Raw genomic sequence first — 15,174 nt, forward strand, 5'->3', positions numbered from 1 at the left:
TCAGTCGGTAGAGCGACGGACTGTTAATCCGCAGGTCCCTGGTTCGAGCCCAGGTGGAAGAGCCAAGATTCTAAAAAAACCCACTTCATTTGAGTGGGTTTTTTTATGCCTGTATTTAATGCGAATTTTATAAGATTGCTGCTTTAAACAGCAATTGTTATGTTTTTCACATAAATTGCTTGACGACAATTTAAAACCCTCTATAATCGCTCTCAGATTCTCCCATAGCTCAGTCGGTAGAGCGACGGACTGTTAATCCGCAGGTCCCTGGTTCGAGCCCAGGTGGGAGAGCCAAGATTCTAAAAACCCACTCAATTGAGTGGGTTTTTTCTTATGGGTGACTTATGCAAAGTTTAAGCTTAACGCAACTCATTTTTCTGACCCTTGGCTGTGTCGCAACCTTTGCTCTTGTGCTGCTAATGCGGCAACGCCCTGCCCTTAAAAAAAAATCTAAAATTTATCATCCTAAAAAAGTCATCACTAAATTTGAAAGTAAGTTATTTTTTCAACTCAAAATCGCGTTTCCAGAACCCCATTATTATATTTTGGCACAAGTGGCTTTTACGGCATTAATTACCAGCAATGATATTCAAGTACGTAACAAATTTAACCGTAAAGTGACTGATTTTGTAGTGCTCAATAAACATTTAGAAGTGTTGGCGATTATTGAACTAGATGACCCAAGCCATATTGGGCAAGAACAACGTGACGCAGCCCGCGATGCTATGTTTCATGATGCAGGCTATCGTGTTTTACGCTATACCTCTATTCCGTCAGTGCGGCAATTACAAAAAGATCTTAAGGTGTAACATTGGCTTCTGAAGCCGCTTTTTCTGCAGCTTCACGCTCGGCAATACGTTGCATCATTTCTGCTTCTTGCTGTTTATACAAAGCTTGATTTTTAGCATCACTTTTAATTGCAAATGTAGCACCCACCACCAATAAAATGGGAATCAATAGACCTAAACTGGCAATCATAATCACTTTAGGGCTTAAACGTTTATCTTGATTGGCCATTGAAGATGCTCCAGTGCGTTAAAAAGTAGGCGAACTATTTTACCAAGCGCACCCACTAAAGCAATCATTAAAAAAGCCGAGACATTGCTCGGCTTGTGGCTTATATATTTAAGTTAAGTTGGGCCAATACCTGTTTTAACACGCTTAAATGTTGAGTATTTTGGTTTGGCTGTTGCATACGCCATGCGATATAACCATCTGGACGCACTAAAATTACACCATTGTCTTCAATCTCGGCTTTGGCTTGCCATGTTGCATATACGTCACGGTAGCCACGCGTACCCACCTGAATCACATCTAAATAGTCTAAGCTCAGTTGCTCTGCTGCTTCACGCCATGCCCAACCCGACAAGCCCGTGATTAAAGTAAAACGACCTTTACCGGTAATATCAAGGGTGGATTGTTTACGTCCTTTGGCATCGACTAACCAGGTATGTGGAATTTTAGCACCTGGTCGTGTGGTGGCTTGTAAATACAGCTCTACATCACGCGTAAATACTTCAGGGCTTGCTTCTGCCAGCACTGCATTAGACTCATAGCGTTGATTCAGCTCAACCCCTTGTGCGTTAAATTCATGGTGCTTAACTTCTAAAGCGGCATAAAGCTGCTGACGAACTTGGGCTGCTTGTTCAGTTTCAGCAAAAATACGTTCAAGCATCTGTGCTTGGGTTGTTACACCTTGGTCAAAGCCAAACACGTCTTTTAAGTACTTATAATCAAAACGCGACTGATTAGCACGGGATACAATTTGCTTACCCACCGGTGCACGCTCATCATTATAAGAATCTAACAACTCAGGCTTAGCCCAACCTTTTACTGCATAGGCTAATTTCCAAGCTAAGTTAAAAGCATCTTGCATACAGGTATTAGAACCTAAACCACTTGAAGGTGGATGACGATGCACTGCATCGCCACCACAGAACACACGTCCTTGACTATATTGCGTGGCATAGGTTTGATTGACATACCAATAAGAAATTTTTTCAATCTGTAAATCAGGTACATGCTCGCCCACAAAAGCATCTAAACGTGCTTGGACTTGCTCGGTAGTCACTTGGGGTTCGCCTTGGCTAATATCAAAGCCCCAACCCATAATCCATTCATTCCATGGCGATATGGCACGCAACAACCCCATACCAATATCACCAAAGCCTGCTTCAGGATTGACAATCCATTGTAAAATGGCCGGACGATGTTGCACATGGCGGCTGAGATCGGCTTTAAAAGCCACATAAACCGTGCCTGCACGCGACATGATTCCCTCTAAAGGCAAACCTAACTGCTCAACGACTTTAGAACGTGCCCCATCCATACCTACCAAGTATTTGGCGCGTAAGCTAAATTCAGTTTGCGTAATTTTATTTAAAAAGCGTGCTGTAACACCATGTTCATCTTGTTGATGTGACAAATATTCGGTATTAAAGTTAAAAATTGCACCGCGCTCGCCGGCATTTTTAACCAATAAAGCTTCCATTTTTGGTTGAATTAAATCCACCAATGGACAAGGACTACCTTTAAGATAATCGCCATAGCGTTCATCACCGGTGCCCCATGCACTCATACGGGCAATTTCTTCACCCACCAGACTGGTGGTGATCAGGCTTTCACCCATTTCATGCCACGGCGTAGCAATTTGCTTGACCTGCTCTTCTATGCCTAAATCACGTAGCACCTCCATGGCACGTTGATTGGTAATATGTGCGCGTGGACTATTGGCGAGCCAATTAAATTGGGTAAATAACTGTACTTTGACCCCATAAGTGGCTAAAGCTAAACCTAAAGTGGCACCGGCAGGTCCGGTACCAACCACCAAAACGTCTGTATCGTATTGCTGTGTCATTGTGCAATCTCTTGATTTAAATCATAAGATCAATTGTAAGATGCCCTGTATTGTCTGCAATGAGTATTGGTTTTGGCTATAGCTGTTTACTTTTTCTCTATACTTGCTGAGCAGTTTGCTTTAGATTCAATCGGGCTGATTTTAAGGATACTCCAGCATGGAACTTCGTCATTTACGTTATTTTGTGACTGTAGCTGAGGCACAAAGTTTTACCAAAGCGGCACAAAAATTGTTTACTACACAGCCGTCTTTAAGTCAGCAAATTAAAGACTTAGAACAAGAAGTAGGGGTGCAACTCTTTGACCGCTCAGCACGCTTAATTCAACTCACCCCTGAAGGACAGGCTTTTTTAAGCTATGCTCAAGCCGCTTTAGACAACGCTCACCTTGCCATACAAGCCGCGCGTCAAGTTGCACAGCAACGCGAGCAGCAGATTCATATTGGCTTCTTAAATGTCGCTGAAATTAAGCTACTGCCGACTTTACTGCATAAGCTTAAACAACATTTGCCCAACCTACAGTTGCATATTCAAAGTTTAACCTGTTTAGAACAAATTCAAGCTTTAAAAAATGCCACGCTTGACTTGGCGTTTACCCGCTACCAATTACAAGACCCCCAATACGGCAATATTTTAGCGCTTGAAGAACCGATGTATTTGGTGGCATCCCAAAAGCTATATTCAAGCCTAAACCCTATATCTGCACAAGATTTAAAACAACAGACCCTAATTGTCTGTGAGCAAAATGCCTCTCCTGTGTTGTATGAAAAAATCCAACAGCATTTTGATTTTGAGCACATGCCACGCCAACAATTAATGTGGGTGACCAATGTATTGCAGCACATTAATTTGATTAATATGGGTTTTGGTTTTAGTTTTTTACCACATTATGCACTCAAGTTTTTAAATCCTGATATTGTGCAAGTTGCTACTCAATTTGCCTTACCGCAATTAGCACTGTATGCCAACTACCGTAAGGACTTGACCCATCCTGCTGTAGATTTTATTTTAGCTGAACTTGAAGGCTGTTAACGGGCAGGCATCTGTTGTTGTACAAACTCAAGAATTTGCTGTTTGCTCAATGAAATCACATTCGAATGAACTCCCCCCTCAACTTCCTCCCATTGCACTTGAGTACCTTGTAATGCTAAATGATCGGCCAATTGCTTGGTCACCACATAAGGTACAGCAGCATCTAATGTACCCTGCACAATCATCACCGGTTTGGCAATATAACGTGTTGCCGGTTGATTGGTAGCCAAAAACTCAGCGATTTCTTGATTTTCATCAAAATTTTGAATCAGTGCAGGATAATCTAAGACGTTTTTACCTGGGTTTTCTGCCACATAATGCGAAATATCTTGGGCAAAACTCGTTCTTAAATCATTCAAACATAAACCATTATCACCTGTGCTGCCTAAGGCTGCATCCACAATCGGTTGAGAGCGGCTTTCAAACACGGTTTTATAATCAAAACGAGTATCGTAGGCTTGAATACCTGTGGTGACATATGCAGCAAACGACAATAAATCTGCATAGCCCATTGCTGCCGTCCCTGCTGGGTATACACCTAAGCTCTCGTCTAACATGACCTTATTCAATAATTGAGGTGCTATGTGTTTAATAATAAAACCTAAGCTTGATGCAGGCGCTGCTGCCACTGCTCCTAGGTAATTTGAGTCGGTTTGTGCATACTCAGCAATTGCTAAAGAGGCATGTCCGCCTTGCGAGTGTCCCACACTCATCCATGCCCCTTGTGCTGCATAGCGCTCTTGGTAAGCTTTTTGGGCATAAATAGCCGTGTTGGCCGCACTTTCGCTATGTAAATAAGGATGGATGCCTTTTTCACCCAAACCCTCATAATCTGGGGCAATAACTACATAGCCGGCGTCTAAAAGCACATCTGCAATTGCTTTAAAGTCAGGATGTAAATTATTTTTACTTGGCGCACACTGGTCACCACTGCCCACTGTACCATGGTTCCATACCACAACACGCCAACCCTCTTTAGGCTTAGGCGTTTTTGGCGTTAAGACCAAAGCTGAACTGGTAATGGTCTGTCCTAGTACATGGGGCATGCTGTACTTCATCACATCAATACGGCTTGCAGCGTCTAGAGTGTCTTGGCTGTAGGCATTTTGGCTAATATAAGTACTGTAACTGACGTTGTTCTTGTCATCGTCATTACAAGCAGTTAAAAACAGGACACTGCTACAGGCAAGTGCAACTAGCGATTTCTTCCATGTTGACATTTGGTGTTTCCTCATTGGTCTTGTTGTTATACTTAATTAATTAAGCATAAAAAAAAGCATCTGACTAGGATGCTTATTCAAGCTTACAATAAACTGAGGAAAATCCCTAAAAACAAGATCATACCCACCCAACGATTATGCCGAAATGCCCAAAAGCACATGCCGGTTTTTTTGTCTTTGGTTTTGTACCATTGATAGATAAAATCAAGTGTAATAATGACTAAGGCAATTAAACCAAACGGCCAAAGTAAACCCTCACGATACAGTGCCCAACCAAACAAACCAACAGCCAAGGCTTGTAACAGGCTAATGATTTTAATGTCATAAGATCCAAATAAAATAGCAGTCGATTTTACCCCAATCTTTAAATCATCATCGCGATCGGTAATGGCATATTGGGTATCATAAGCCACGGTCCACGCCAAATTCCCAAAATACAAAAGCCAACAGGTTAAATCTGGCGTTTGCCCCACCGCGGTATAGGACATTGGAATGGCCCATGAAAATGCCGCGCCCAAGACCACTTGGGGTAAATGAGTATAGCGTTTCATAAATGGATAAATAAAGGCTAAGCCTAAAGCACCAAAAGACCAATAAAACGTTTCAAGCGGTAAAAATAGCAACATGGCTGCACTGGCCAATACCAAGCCCATAAAGACATATATAGCTTCACGCGCTCGAATCACGCCTGTGGCTAGCGGCCGGGTTTTGGTGCGCTCCACTGCTCCATCAACTTTACGATCGGCAAAGTCATTAATGGCACAACCTGCAGCACGCATAAACACCGTACCTAAGATCATCGGGATTAATACCTGTAAGCTTGGTGTACCTGAATGGGCAATCCACAATGCCCACATCATGGGCCAAAACACTAATTCTGTGCCAATGGGTTTATCAAAGCGGCACAAATAATAATAAGCACGAAGACGCTCGCCCCATGTGGTTGCTACTGCCATGTGTATTCCTTAACGCGTGTGCAAGAAGGTCTCAAATTCAGTTAAAAAGGTTTCTTGCACAATAAATTGACAATCGTGCCAAGTATAGCAGCTCTGGCGCGTCCAACCATCTGGCAAGTGCAATACACGGCGCTGGCACTTGGGCGTTGTCCGTTGAAACAAAAACCAACCAATCGGCTTTTTGCCTAAATGCTGAAAAATCCGCGCTTTTCTTTGTAAACTTAAAATCGGAAAAATACTTTTGGCTTTAACCCAAGGTTGTTCACTTGCACCATACAAATGCACTTCACGCACCCAAGCGGTATGTTGATGTGGCATCTTCATCCATCTGGCGTCATTAAAACTCAAACGATGAAAATGTTCACGTAGTGGTTCAACCTGAAATTGTCCCCCTGCCAATTGGGTCAATTGCTTGGTTAAAGAGCCTTGTGCATATAACCACGGTTTGAGTGCCTCAGGCACTTTAGATTCAGCCATGCTCATAGTTTAAGCGTGATCAGTCTTGGCAATAACACTAAATTTGCCTTGTGGGGTTTTCACTAAAATTAACCCTTCTGCACTGATATAAAATTCTTTTAGATAATCAAAATCTAATGCCAATTCCGGGTTTTTAAGTGCCACAAACTGTGCCATTTTATAACCTTCTGCTGTACGCCCCACTTCTAAATAACTCACTTCAGAGAAATTGAGTTTAAAGCCTTTGGCATGATCACTTGGGTCAATCCAAGGAAAGAAGCCGGTATGTTTTTTACGTGGTTTAGCCATAATTTAAAATACACCTCATTGATTGGTTATAGTCTGGATAATATAAAAAAACCCGCGGCATGCGCGGGTTTTTTTTACTTTTAACGCTAAAAAAGCATTACAAGCTGTAGTACATATCAAATTCAACTGGGTGAGTTGTTGTATTTAAACGACGAACTTCTTCAGTTTTAAGCTCAATGTAAGCATCAAGCATTTCTTTAGTGAATACGCCACCTTTAAGTAGGTAGTCATGATCCGCTTCAAGCGCTTCTAATGCCATATCAAGGCTGTGCGCCACTGTTGGGATTTTTGCTTCTTCTTCTGGTGGAAGATCGTACAAGTTCTTGTCAGATGCTTCGCCCGGATGAATCTTGTTTTGAATACCGTCAAGGCCCGCCATCAACAATGCGGCAAAACCTAAGTACGGGTTCATCATTGGATCAGGGAAACGTGCTTCAATACGCTTGCCTTTCGGGCTAGATACGTAAGGAATACGAATTGATGCAGAACGGTTACGCGCTGAGTAAGCCAACATAATCGGTGCTTCGTAGTGCGGAACTAAACGCTTGTACGAGTTGGTCGACGGGTTAGTAATTGCGTTTAATGAACGCGCATGCTTGATAATACCGCCAATGAAGTAAAGCGCCATTTCTGAAAGACCTGCATACTCATCGCCTGCGAATAAGTTTTTGCCGTCTTTGGCAATTGAGATATGCACGTGCATACCAGAACCATTATCACCTACCATTGGTTTAGGCATAAAGGTTGCAGTTTTTGCATATTGGTGTGCGACATTCCAAACAGCATATTTAAACTGTTGAACTTCGTCGGCTTTACGTACCATGGTGTTAAAGCTTACACCAATTTCTAATTGGCAAGATGCAACTTCATGGTGATGCACTTCAACACGACCAGGACCCATGATGTCTTCAATCTTAGCACACATGTCAGCACGCATATCTTGTGAAGAATCAACAGGTGGTACTGGGAAGTAACCGCCTTTTACGCGTGGGCGATGGCCTGAGTTACCTGCTTCGTAGTCTTTACCTGTAGACCAAGCAGCTTCTTCAGCGATTAATGTATGGCGCGCGCCAGACATATCGATGTCCCATTTTACTTCGTCAAAGACAAAGAATTCTGGTTCTGGACCAAAGAATGCAGTATCACCGATACCTGTAGATTTTAGGTATTCTTCAGCACGACGAGCAATCGAGCGTGGGTCACGTTCATAACCTTGACCTGTTGAAGGTTCAATCACGTCACAAGTCACAACAACTGTAGGCTCAGCGAAGAACGGGTCAAGAAAACCTGTTTCTGCATCTGGGCGTAAAATCATGTCTGATGCTTCGATGCCTTTCCAGCCAGCGATTGACGAACCGTCAAACATTTTACCGTCTTCGAAAGTATCTTCATCAATACTGTCTGCTGGGTAAGTGACATGTTGCTCTTTACCCTTAGTATCCGTAAAGCGGAAATCGACCCATTTTGCGCCACTTTCTTCGATGAGTTGAAGGACCTTGTTCGCCATGCTCATTTTGCTCCGATGATTTTTGGTTGCACTCGACCGTGCGTGTTAGTAGTTGGCTGTTGTAAAGCAATTCCCATACCAACTTTTAAAAGCTAAGCTAAAACGTTGAAATCTTTGTCAGAATACGCGATTAAAGCCAATTTCTTTGTCGCTATTATACTGTTTGGCAAGGGAAATGCACCATATTCAAACATGCTTGAGTGCTTTTCCTATCAAACAACCGAACCACGCCCTATAATAGTGCATTAGGGGCTAAAACTCAGCTAAAGATGTGCATTTTTTAAACAAAAATCCGCACTATTTGCAGCATTGCTGAACAACTAATTCAAATTGAAAAGCTTTTTAAAAAACCAAATCAGCCAATTGCTCAAAACATCAGCAATTTATTGGTCTAAAGTGCTATTTACCTCCCATTCAGTCAATTTTTATTGTTGTTTTATTTAGGAAAAAATCAATCTATTTAGCTTTTTAATAGCTTTTTTAGATGCTTGTCTACCAATTGAAGCGAGCACGAAAGCAGTGCATTGTTCAGTTGGCTAGTGCTTTTAGATCAAAGCTGTGATTGCAGCAGATCATGCCAAGCCCTTAGGCTCAATTAAGCTGTGTGCGCTAAAATTGCAGCCGATCAAGCTGCCGCATTGGCCTTTTAAAGCCTTTTAAATTGAAGCGCTTGATGTTAGCGAAATAATTGCGCAGAAAATGATTTTTTTTTGCTATCATGCCCATCGACTTATTTTTAAACACATGTTTGTCAGCACAGTATGTGTGATTTTAAGTTGTGTATTCTTAGGATAACCTCGCACAGTTAAGTGCATAATTTTTCAATAGGTTAAGCTCATGCTTTTAATGATCGACAACTATGACTCCTTTACTTATAACATCGTGCAATATTTTGGCGAGTTAAATCAGCAAGTAAAAGTAGTCCGTAATGATGCCGTGACATTGGAAGATATTGAGCGATGGCAACCGAAGTATTTAGTGATTGGACCGGGACCTTGCTCACCAAGTGAAGCCGGTATCTCCATTGCTGCTATTCAACACTTTGCCGGTAAAATTCCTGTGCTTGGAGTGTGTTTGGGCCATCAAAGTATTGGTCAAGCCTTTGGCGGCAATGTGGTACGTGCCAAAAGAGTGATGCATGGTCGTTTATCAGACATGTACCATAACGACACAGGTATTTTTAGCCATTTACCCTCACCATTTGCTGCAACGCGCTATCACTCCTTGGTGATTGATCAAGCGACGCTGCCTGAGTGTCTTGAAGTAACCTGTTGGACCAATGAAGCCAATGGTGACATGGAGGAGATTATGGGTGTAAAACATAAGACATTGGCTGTTGAAGGCGTGCAGTTTCATCCAGAATCCATCTTAAGTGAACATGGTCATCAGATCTTTAAAAACTTCCTTGAAAATTATGCTTAAAAACGCTAGAGCCAATTCATGAATATTCAACAAGCTTTAAATAACATTACTAAAAACATTCATTTAACCGACGCTCAAATGCAAGCTGTCATGCGCAGCATTATGTCGGGTGAAGCCACCGATGCCCAAATTGGCGCATTTATGATGGGTCTGCGCTTAAAAGGCGAAAGCATTGAAGAAATCACTGCAGCTGCACGGGTCATGCGTGAATTTTCCATTAAAATTGATGTCTCAGATCTTGATTATCTGGTTGATATTGTCGGCACTGGCGGGGATGGGCAAAATTTATTTAATGTCTCAACCGCAGCCAGTTTTGTGATTAGCGCAGCAGGCGCCACCATTGCCAAACATGGCGGACGTGGTGTTTCGGGCAAATCCGGTTCTTCTGATTTACTTGAACAGGCTGGTATTCAACTTGATCTGAATATGCAACAAACCGAGCGTTGTATTCGCGAGCTAGGCGTGGGTTTCTTGTTTGCACCGAATCATCATCAAGCGATGAAATATGCAGCCGGTCCGCGTAAAGAATTGGGCTTTCGTAGCATTTTTAACTTGCTTGGACCTTTAACCAATCCAGCTGGCGTGAAACGCTTTGTGATTGGGGTATTTTCACAAGAATTGTGCCGCCCGATGGCAGAAGTTCTGATGAATTTGGGTGCAGAACACGTCATGGTGGTGCACTCACATGATGGTCTGGATGAAATTAGCTTAGCCTCTAAGACTTATGTAGCCGAGCTCAAAGATGGTCAAATTACTGAATGGACCATCATGCCTGAAGATGTAGATATTGAATCACAAACTTTAAGTGGTTTAAGTATTGATAGCCCTGCCGACAGCTTAAAACTCATTAAAGATGCCTTAGGCAAAAAGAAATCGGCTGTTGGTGAAAAAGCTGCCAACATGGTGGCTTTAAATGCAGGTGCTGGTCTTTATGTATCAGGTTTATGTAGCAGCTATAAAGAAGGTGTGGCCTTTGCCCACGATATTATTTATGGCGGTCAAGCCTTAGAAAAAATGGGCATTTTGGTTGAATTTAGCAAAACTTTAAAAGAATACGACGTTTAAAAGGATTTAAACCATGATTGATATTGCCAATACCATTTTAGGTAAAATTATTGACCGTAAACATGACGATTTTAAACTGCGCCTAAAGCAAAAAAGTTTGTATGATGTTGAACAATTGGCGCAAGCTGCAACACCTGTACGTGGTTTTGCTGATGCGTTAAGCGCCAAACGTCCCGGTGTGATTGCTGAAATCAAAAAAGCCTCGCCTTCTAAAGGCATTATTCGCGAAAACTTCAATCCCGCTGAAATTGCTGAACAATATGAAGCTGCAGGGGCTGCGTGTTTATCGGTACTCACCGATGTCGATTTTTTCCAAGGTCATGACCAAAATCTTCAGATTGCCCGTAGCCATTGCAGCTTACCTGCCTTACGTAAAGACTTTTTAATCAATCCCTATGGCGTGATTGAAGCCCGTGCGTTACATGCCGACTGTATTTTACTGATTGTGGCCTGTTTATCCGATCAACAACTTGAAGAGATGTCAAAAACGGCCTTTGAACACAACCTTGATGTGTTGGTTGAAGTACATGATGAAGCAGAACTTGAACGTGCATTGAAACTGTCTGAGCGTTGTTTGTTAGGTGTCAATAACCGCAACTTAAAAACCTTTGAAGTCGATCTAAACACCTCACTGCGCTTAAAAGCCTTGCTTGAGCCAAGCCGTTTATTGGTCACAGAAAGTGGCATTGCCACCCCCGCCGATGTCGCAATGATGCAAGCCAACGACATTCACAGCTTCTTGGTGGGTGAAAGTTTTATGAAACAACCACGCCCTGATCATGCATTTCGTGAATTATTTGGTCAACCACACAGCATCTAAAACTTACCAACAATAAAAGGGTGAATTCGTTTCGCCCTTTTTTTATAAATTACATCTCCTCACTATTTTATAATTGCCGCCTTGCCGTATGCTCAGCAAAACGCATAAAAAAATAATGAGACATAACAATCATGATCACCCCACATAACCGCCTTTGGTCACTTGCTTTGCCTTGGCTAAGCCTTGGTATTTTGTTGATATATCTTTTCCTGCCGCAACTGTTTGGCATTGTCATTTTATTGTCCATCGGCTTAATTGCCAGTGTCATCTGTGCCGTACATCATGCTGAAGTGATTGCACATAAGGTCGGTGAACCGTTTGGTACTTTGGTGCTTGCCCTGTCGGTCACGATTATTGAAGTGGCTTTAATTGTATCTATGATGCTCTCGGGGGGGGGATGCAGCTATGGGCTTAGCCCGCGATACCATCTTTGCGGCCATTATGATTATTTTAAACGGTATTATTGGTTTAAGTTTGCTTGTAGGTGGACGTAAACACCAAATTCAAGGTTTTAATCTTGAAGGTGTGACCGCAGCTTTAGGTACCATGACCATTATTACCGTCATTGCCTTGATCGTACCCAATTATGTTGCAAACAGTAGTGGCATTTATAACCCAACTCAGCTGTTGTTTATGGCCTTTATTACTTTGGTTTTGTTTGCAGCATTTACAGCATTTCAGACCATTGGTCATCGGGAATATTTTTTACCGGTGATCTTAAACGACAAACCCTCTGTAGATGTCACCACCTTAGCACCACCGAGCCTTAAAACCACCTGGATCAGCGTGGCCAGTTTAGTGGTGTCTTTAGTTGCCGTGGTGTTAAGTGCCAAAGCCATTTCTCCAACACTTGAAACACTGTTAGCGCATGTGGGTGCACCTGTGGCAACTTTGGGGATTTTAATTGCCGCAATTGTATTGCTGCCTGAGTTTGGGGCGGCAATGCGTGCAGCCAAAGCCGATAAATTACAATCGAGTTTAAATCTTGCCATTGGCTCTGCCATTGCCAGCATTGGTTTAACCATTCCCACTGTGGCTATTTTGGCCGTGATCATGCAGTGGCCCTTAGAATTAGGGCTTGATGCAAAATCATCTGTGCTTTTAGTACTGTCTTTATTTATTGTGTCTAATTCACTGCGCACTGGCAATACCACCATGTTGCCGGGTGTATTGCACATTTGTTTATTTGCAATTTACTTATTTTTAAGTTTCGTACCCTAACAATTTGCCCAACACTTACAGAGGATTGCAGTACACATCACCGATTATTCAGCTTATAATGCGCACTGTGTACGCAACTCCTTTGTAAAATTATGAGTAAACGAGATTCTTCGTTATCTAAAGATCAGTACAACTTACTAAACGCATTTAAGAAGCAAATTAGCAATCTGCATGCAGCGGTTAAAGTGCCCGAACCTCAGATTGAAGTTGACCCAATTGCTGAAGAGATGGCGCTATTTACCAAAGAAATGCGTGGTGTAGAAAAACTTGAGGCCAGTAATCGTGCCCAAGTTCGCGTGGCTGCTCAAAAAAAGCTCGATGCACAAACCCTAGCCAAGCGTGCCGCTGCCATGGGACCCATGCAAACCGATGATGCTTTGCTCTCAGATACAGTTGCAACCTTAAATCCTGTGGGTAGCCAAGCCAATTTAAGTTATCGTATTGCCACTTTGCAGCATAAAGTATTTGAAGATTTAAAAGCCGGCAATTTACGTTGGTTTGAAGCCGTCGATTTACATGGCTGTACCGTAGAACAAGCTCGTGTTGCTGTGTTACAAATTATTCAAATTGCCAAAGATGAAAATCAAAATGTGATTAAAATTGTGCATGGCAAAGGTCCAGATGCCATTTTAAAAACCTATGTCAATGGTTGGTTACGTCAACATCGTGATGTGTTGGCATTTGTGAGTGCACCTGAAAAACAAGGCGGGACTGGGGCAGTTTTAGTGTTATTAAAACGCTCAGAAAAAAACCCAAAGTTTAATCAGTAATCGTATTCTTTTTTAAAGGCAGGCATTTTCCCAGATTTCTGTTACAATGCCGGCCTTGTTCAATATCAGTGTAAGTGAACACGTCTTATGTCTATGCAGCAATCCTACGCAAACATCCTAACTGCCGTTGGTGAAGATTTAGATCGCCCAGGTCTTAAAGATACACCTGTGCGTGCTGCTAAAGCTTTTTCGTATTTAACGTCTGGTTATAGCAAAACATTAGAAGAAGTGACCAACAATGCGGTCTTCCCTTCTGATAACCGCGAAATGGTGTTAGTGAAAAACATTGAATTTTATTCTTTGTGTGAACACCATTTATTGCCATTTTATGGTCGCGTGCATATTGCTTATTTACCAGAAGGTCATGTTTTAGGTTTATCTAAATTTGCCCGTATTACCGAAATGTTTGCGCGTCGTTTACAAATCCAAGAAAACCTCACGCAGCAAATTGCCGAAGCCGTGGCTGAAGTGACCGGTGCTCGTGGTGTGGCTGTCGTCATTGATTCAGCACATATGTGTATGATGATGCGTGGTGTAGGTAAACAAGAATCTACTACACGCACTGTGTCTTTTACCGGTGATTTTAAAACCAATAAAGATGAGCGTCGTGAGTTTTTATCTGCGGTGCCAGAAAGCTATTAAGAAAATCAGCCTCAACTTGTTTGAGGCTTTTTTATAGGATCACAGCATGACTCAACTGTATATTGCCGGCCAAGGACCTGCAACAAGTGACACAACACTTGACTATCCACGTCCTGATCGTTTGGTTCACGGTAACCCTAAGCGCCTCACCCAAAGTTTATATGAACATACCAATATGAATGCCGGCATTTGGCAATGTGAAGTTGGTACTTGGAACATTGTTTTTGCAGCCAATAAACAAGAATTTTTTCATGTTCTTGAAGGTATAGTCCGGATCCATGATGCCAACACTCAAAGCTTTATAGAAGTTAAAGCCGGCGATGCAGGCGTGATTCCACCGGGTTTTGTCGGAACCTTTGAAGTTATTGCAGCTGTTAAAAAATATTTTGTGGTTGTCGATGCTTAAATTAAACCTGCCACCGCGCAGGTTTTTTTAGCACTTTTTAAAATAAGTTCACACGCAATCTACACATCGCTACACAACTGCTGTGCTCTTTGCTCGAGTTTCGTCCTACAGTAAAGATGAAATTTTATCTCAAAGGATCAAAGCTCATGGCAGATAGCGCAAAAAAAACTGAAAAAAAAGCCTCAACCGCAAAATCCAAAACAGCCACCGAGGACAAAGTTAAAAAAACCAATACACCCAAAAAAGCAGATGAGAGCACAGCCAAAGCCAAAACTGCAAAAAAACCTGTGAAAAAAGCCGCTAAAGCAAAAGATGCCGACAGCAAAGCTAAAACAGAGGTTAAAAAAACTGCCAAGAGCAAAAAGGCAGATAGCGAAGGCAAAGTTACCAAAAAAGCCACCACGGCCAAAAAGCCCACTAAAGCCAAAACTAGCAATAAAAGCGCTACCACAAAAGAGAAAAAAACCACCACTAAAAAAACCAAATAACCCAC

At 42.2% G+C, this 15,174-nt stretch carries 18 protein-coding genes and 1 tRNA gene; 12 read left to right on the forward strand and 7 right to left on the reverse strand.

What is annotated here, in order from left to right:
• The first annotated feature begins 218 nt into the window (after nt 1-218).
• Nucleotides 219-294, forward strand: a tRNA-Asn gene (locus Q0017_RS08490).
• 50 nt (nt 295-344) lie between these two features.
• Entirely contained in the window at nt 345-809 is a 465-nt protein-coding gene (locus Q0017_RS08495; RefSeq protein ID WP_298145351.1) for a DUF2726 domain-containing protein, read from the forward strand.
• On the opposite strand, the gene Q0017_RS08500 is transcribed toward Q0017_RS08495, so the two are convergent.
• Both Q0017_RS08500 and Q0017_RS08505 read right to left on the reverse strand, forming a co-directional pair.
• Nucleotides 799-1,017, reverse strand: coding sequence for a hypothetical protein (locus Q0017_RS08500; RefSeq protein WP_298145353.1), 219 nt, complete (start codon nt 1,015-1,017; stop codon nt 799-801). The two genes, Q0017_RS08495 and Q0017_RS08500, sit on opposite strands and share 11 nt — an antisense overlap.
• Nucleotides 1,018-1,117: 100 nt before the next feature.
• Nucleotides 1,118-2,857 carry an FAD-dependent monooxygenase gene (locus Q0017_RS08505; protein ID WP_298145355.1) on the reverse strand — a complete coding sequence of 580 codons (1,740 nt, stop codon included), beginning with the start codon at nt 2,855-2,857 and terminating at the stop codon, nt 1,118-1,120.
• A gap of 157 nt (nt 2,858-3,014) precedes the next feature.
• Here Q0017_RS08505 and Q0017_RS08510 point away from each other — a divergent pair, with 157 nt between their 5' ends.
• Entirely contained in the window at nt 3,015-3,887 is an 873-nt protein-coding gene (locus tag Q0017_RS08510; protein ID WP_298145358.1) for a LysR substrate-binding domain-containing protein, read from the forward strand.
• Here the strand turns inward: Q0017_RS08510 and Q0017_RS08515 are convergent.
• The 5 genes from Q0017_RS08515 to glnA form a co-directional block, all read right to left on the reverse strand.
• Nucleotides 3,884-5,107, reverse strand: coding sequence for an alpha/beta hydrolase (locus Q0017_RS08515; RefSeq protein ID WP_298145363.1), 1,224 nt, complete (start codon nt 5,105-5,107; stop codon nt 3,884-3,886). The genes Q0017_RS08510 and Q0017_RS08515 overlap by 4 nt on opposite strands.
• A gap of 83 nt (nt 5,108-5,190) precedes the next feature.
• Nucleotides 5,191-6,063, reverse strand: coding sequence for a 4-hydroxybenzoate octaprenyltransferase (gene ubiA, locus Q0017_RS08520; RefSeq protein WP_298145366.1), 873 nt, complete (start codon nt 6,061-6,063; stop codon nt 5,191-5,193).
• A gap of 9 nt (nt 6,064-6,072) precedes the next feature.
• Nucleotides 6,073-6,546: a chorismate lyase gene (locus Q0017_RS08525; RefSeq protein WP_298145369.1), complete on the reverse strand. Its 474-nt coding sequence runs from the start codon at nt 6,544-6,546 to the stop codon at nt 6,073-6,075.
• Nucleotides 6,547-6,549: 3 nt separating this feature from the next.
• The gene (locus Q0017_RS08530; RefSeq protein WP_298145370.1) at nt 6,550-6,828 is read right to left on the reverse strand and encodes a hypothetical protein; all 279 of its coding nucleotides are present in this window, start codon (nt 6,826-6,828) and stop codon (nt 6,550-6,552) included.
• Between the two features lie 97 nt (nt 6,829-6,925).
• Nucleotides 6,926-8,341, reverse strand: a complete 1,416-nt coding sequence (gene glnA / locus Q0017_RS08535) for a type I glutamate--ammonia ligase (RefSeq protein WP_298145373.1) — start codon at nt 8,339-8,341, stop codon at nt 6,926-6,928.
• 831 nt (nt 8,342-9,172) lie between these two features.
• Here glnA and Q0017_RS08540 point away from each other — a divergent pair.
• From Q0017_RS08540 to Q0017_RS08580, 9 genes are all read left to right on the forward strand, one after another.
• Nucleotides 9,173-9,757, forward strand: a complete 585-nt coding sequence (locus Q0017_RS08540) for an aminodeoxychorismate/anthranilate synthase component II (RefSeq protein WP_298145376.1) — start codon at nt 9,173-9,175, stop codon at nt 9,755-9,757.
• 18 nt (nt 9,758-9,775) lie between these two features.
• Nucleotides 9,776-10,822: an anthranilate phosphoribosyltransferase gene (gene trpD, locus Q0017_RS08545; RefSeq protein ID WP_298145379.1), complete on the forward strand. Its 1,047-nt coding sequence runs from the start codon at nt 9,776-9,778 to the stop codon at nt 10,820-10,822.
• A gap of 13 nt (nt 10,823-10,835) precedes the next feature.
• Nucleotides 10,836-11,642, forward strand: a complete 807-nt coding sequence (gene trpC, locus Q0017_RS08550) for an indole-3-glycerol phosphate synthase TrpC (RefSeq protein ID WP_298145381.1) — start codon at nt 10,836-10,838, stop codon at nt 11,640-11,642.
• Nucleotides 11,643-11,773: 131 nt separating this feature from the next.
• Nucleotides 11,774-12,136, forward strand: coding sequence for a hypothetical protein (locus Q0017_RS08555; protein ID WP_298145383.1), 363 nt, complete (start codon nt 11,774-11,776; stop codon nt 12,134-12,136).
• Nucleotides 12,048-12,863 (forward strand): ionic transporter y4hA, encoded by an 816-nt coding sequence (locus tag Q0017_RS08560; protein ID WP_298145386.1) that lies wholly within the window; start codon nt 12,048-12,050, stop codon nt 12,861-12,863. The genes Q0017_RS08555 and Q0017_RS08560 overlap by 89 nt, the downstream gene beginning before the upstream one ends.
• A gap of 92 nt (nt 12,864-12,955) precedes the next feature.
• Nucleotides 12,956-13,633, forward strand: coding sequence for a Smr/MutS family protein (locus Q0017_RS08565; protein WP_298145389.1), 678 nt, complete (start codon nt 12,956-12,958; stop codon nt 13,631-13,633).
• Nucleotides 13,634-13,726: 93 nt separating this feature from the next.
• Nucleotides 13,727-14,275: a GTP cyclohydrolase I FolE gene (gene folE, locus Q0017_RS08570; protein ID WP_297422620.1), complete on the forward strand. Its 549-nt coding sequence runs from the start codon at nt 13,727-13,729 to the stop codon at nt 14,273-14,275.
• A 46-nt stretch (nt 14,276-14,321) separates the two neighbouring features.
• Nucleotides 14,322-14,681 (forward strand): cupin domain-containing protein, encoded by a 360-nt coding sequence (locus Q0017_RS08575; RefSeq protein WP_298145392.1) that lies wholly within the window; start codon nt 14,322-14,324, stop codon nt 14,679-14,681.
• Nucleotides 14,682-14,827: 146 nt separating this feature from the next.
• Nucleotides 14,828-15,169 (forward strand): hypothetical protein, encoded by a 342-nt coding sequence (locus Q0017_RS08580; RefSeq protein WP_298145395.1) that lies wholly within the window; start codon nt 14,828-14,830, stop codon nt 15,167-15,169.
• The last annotated feature ends 5 nt before the right edge of the window (nt 15,170-15,174 follow it).

Origin of the sequence: uncultured Acinetobacter sp., assembly GCF_947624825.1 — a bacterium.
Taxonomy (GTDB): domain Bacteria; phylum Pseudomonadota; class Gammaproteobacteria; order Pseudomonadales; family Moraxellaceae; genus Acinetobacter.

What these genes read in the sequence shown, in the direction of transcription:
- Q0017_RS08495 (WP_298145351.1), top strand. Translation starts at nt 345, where the DNA reads ATGCAAAGTTTAAGCTTAACGCAACTCATTTTTCTGACCCTTGGCTGT.
- Q0017_RS08500 (WP_298145353.1), bottom strand. Translation starts at nt 1,017, where the DNA reads ATGGCCAATCAAGATAAACGTTTAAGCCCTAAAGTGATTATGATTGCC.
- Q0017_RS08505 (WP_298145355.1), bottom strand. Translation starts at nt 2,857, where the DNA reads ATGACACAGCAATACGATACAGACGTTTTGGTGGTTGGTACCGGACCT.
- Q0017_RS08510 (WP_298145358.1), top strand. Translation starts at nt 3,015, where the DNA reads ATGGAACTTCGTCATTTACGTTATTTTGTGACTGTAGCTGAGGCACAA.
- Q0017_RS08515 (WP_298145363.1), bottom strand. Translation starts at nt 5,107, where the DNA reads ATGTCAACATGGAAGAAATCGCTAGTTGCACTTGCCTGTAGCAGTGTC.
- ubiA (WP_298145366.1), bottom strand. Translation starts at nt 6,063, where the DNA reads ATGGCAGTAGCAACCACATGGGGCGAGCGTCTTCGTGCTTATTATTAT.
- Q0017_RS08525 (WP_298145369.1), bottom strand. Translation starts at nt 6,546, where the DNA reads ATGAGCATGGCTGAATCTAAAGTGCCTGAGGCACTCAAACCGTGGTTA.
- Q0017_RS08530 (WP_298145370.1), bottom strand. Translation starts at nt 6,828, where the DNA reads ATGGCTAAACCACGTAAAAAACATACCGGCTTCTTTCCTTGGATTGAC.
- glnA (WP_298145373.1), bottom strand. Translation starts at nt 8,341, where the DNA reads ATGAGCATGGCGAACAAGGTCCTTCAACTCATCGAAGAAAGTGGCGCA.
- Q0017_RS08540 (WP_298145376.1), top strand. Translation starts at nt 9,173, where the DNA reads ATGCTTTTAATGATCGACAACTATGACTCCTTTACTTATAACATCGTG.
- trpD (WP_298145379.1), top strand. Translation starts at nt 9,776, where the DNA reads ATGAATATTCAACAAGCTTTAAATAACATTACTAAAAACATTCATTTA.
- trpC (WP_298145381.1), top strand. Translation starts at nt 10,836, where the DNA reads ATGATTGATATTGCCAATACCATTTTAGGTAAAATTATTGACCGTAAA.
- Q0017_RS08555 (WP_298145383.1), top strand. Translation starts at nt 11,774, where the DNA reads ATGATCACCCCACATAACCGCCTTTGGTCACTTGCTTTGCCTTGGCTA.
- Q0017_RS08560 (WP_298145386.1), top strand. Translation starts at nt 12,048, where the DNA reads ATGGGCTTAGCCCGCGATACCATCTTTGCGGCCATTATGATTATTTTA.
- Q0017_RS08565 (WP_298145389.1), top strand. Translation starts at nt 12,956, where the DNA reads ATGAGTAAACGAGATTCTTCGTTATCTAAAGATCAGTACAACTTACTA.
- folE (WP_297422620.1), top strand. Translation starts at nt 13,727, where the DNA reads ATGCAGCAATCCTACGCAAACATCCTAACTGCCGTTGGTGAAGATTTA.
- Q0017_RS08575 (WP_298145392.1), top strand. Translation starts at nt 14,322, where the DNA reads ATGACTCAACTGTATATTGCCGGCCAAGGACCTGCAACAAGTGACACA.
- Q0017_RS08580 (WP_298145395.1), top strand. Translation starts at nt 14,828, where the DNA reads ATGGCAGATAGCGCAAAAAAAACTGAAAAAAAAGCCTCAACCGCAAAA.